This window comes from Tunicatimonas sp. (genome assembly GCF_049647865.1).
Classification (GTDB): domain Bacteria; phylum Bacteroidota; class Bacteroidia; order Cytophagales; family Cyclobacteriaceae; genus Tunicatimonas.
On record NZ_JBARYM010000702.1, the window covers coordinates 1 to 1,824 of the forward strand.

General features: G+C 49.3%; 1 protein-coding gene. It reads right to left on the reverse strand.

All coding sequences use genetic code 11. From position 1 onward, the window contains the following. The coding region (gene cphA / locus WBA23_RS20530; RefSeq protein ID WP_424584151.1) for a cyanophycin synthetase at positions 1 to 1,824 on the reverse strand (1,824 nt) is incomplete at both ends.

Genomic DNA, 1,824 nt, shown 5'->3' on the forward strand with positions numbered 1-1,824 from the left:
CGCGGATTATGCTCGTCCATAGAAAATAGAGCTACCTGGCAGTCAACATTTTCTCGCATCTGGTAAACCAAATCGTCATCGGCATTCAGAATGGCGTACCCATCTTTATGCACCGACTCCGGAATCACGGATTTTACCCGGGCTAGCTGTTCAATAGTATGGATGCCTTTAAGCCCTAGATGGTCGGCACTCACATTGGTAACAATACCAATATCACAGTGGTCAAATCCTAAACCGGCGCGCAGCAAGCCTCCGCGAGCTACTTCCAACACTGCACAGTTCACAATTGGGTCTTTCAGCACAAATTGGGCACTGACTGGTCCGGTGCAATCACCCTTCATTAGCAAATGATTGTTTACGTAAATGCCGTCGGTGGTGGTATATCCAACTTTGTAGCCCTGCATCTTCATCATATGCGCAGTAAGGCGGGTGGTAGTGGTTTTTCCGTTCGTGCCGGTTATTGCCACAATGGGAATGCGAAAATTAGAACCCGGAGGAAACAACATGTCCATGACCGGGGCAGCCACATTGCGGGGCAGGCCTTCGGTAGGGGCAATGTGCATGCGGAAACCCGGGGCAGCGTTTACTTCCAGTACGGCTCCGCCGGTTTCCGACAAAGGAAGACTAATATCGGTAGTCATTACATCGATGCCGCAAATGTCCAGACCGATAACTTTAGAGACTCGCTGAGCCATAAACTCTACTTCGGGATGTACCTTATGGGTGACATCAGTAGCAGTTCCGCCGGTGCTAAGATTAGCCGTATCTTTAAGTTTTAGTAGTTTACCCTCCGGCAGTACCGTATCCACGGTGTAACCGGCTGAATCAAAGATCATCTGAGTCATCTTATCCACCTCAATGGCGGTAAGTACTTTCTCGTGGCCGTAGCCCCGGCGGGGGTCTTCGTTAATTTTGTCAATCAGCTGTTGAATGGTTGATTTGCCGTCGCCAATGACGTGCGCGGGTGAGCGTTTAGCCGCCGCTACCAACTGATGGTTAACCACTAACAATCGGTGATCTTCTCCCTCGATGTGTTTTTCTACAATGACCGAACTAGATACCTGCTGAGCTTCTTCAAAAGCTTTCTGAGCAGTTTTCCAGGTAGTAATATCCGCAGTAATTCCCCGGCCGTGGTTTCCATCAATAGGTTTTATCGCCAGCGGATAACCTACGCGTTTTACAGCATCTTCCAATTCTTCCAAACTGCGGATTTCTTTTCCCTGAGGTACGGGCACCTCAGCTTGGCTCAGCAGATGTTTGGTATCGGTTTTATCACAGGATATTTCTACGCTAATGCTGCTGGTTTGACTAGTAATAGTAGCTTGAATACGTTTCTGGTTAGCTCCGTAGCCCAGTTGGCACAACGAACGTTCATTGAGCCGAATCCAGGGAATACCCCGGGCGGCAGCTTCTTCAATAATAGAACCAGTACTAGGCCCTAGCCGTTCCTGCTCCCGAATTTCGCGCATACGTTGCAGGTCTTCTTCCAGCGAATAAGGTTCATTGGCAATCAATGCTTCGGCAATCCGGGTGGCTGCTTCGGCAGCGTATAACCCTACTTTCTCTTCCATGTAGGCAAAAACTACCTGATACACTCCTTTCTCACCGTAGCCGCGAGTTCGCCCAAATCCTACCTCCATACCGGCCATCGTTTGAATCTCCAGCGCAATGTGTTCGATCACGTGCCCCATCCAGGTTCCTTCTTCTACTCTTTGAAAGAAGCCTCCCGGAACTCCTTCGGAGCAACGGTGTTCGTATAGAGAAGGAAGTAATGCTTTCAAGCGATCGTAGAACCCTTCAATAGTATTGGTAGGCTGTTCTTCC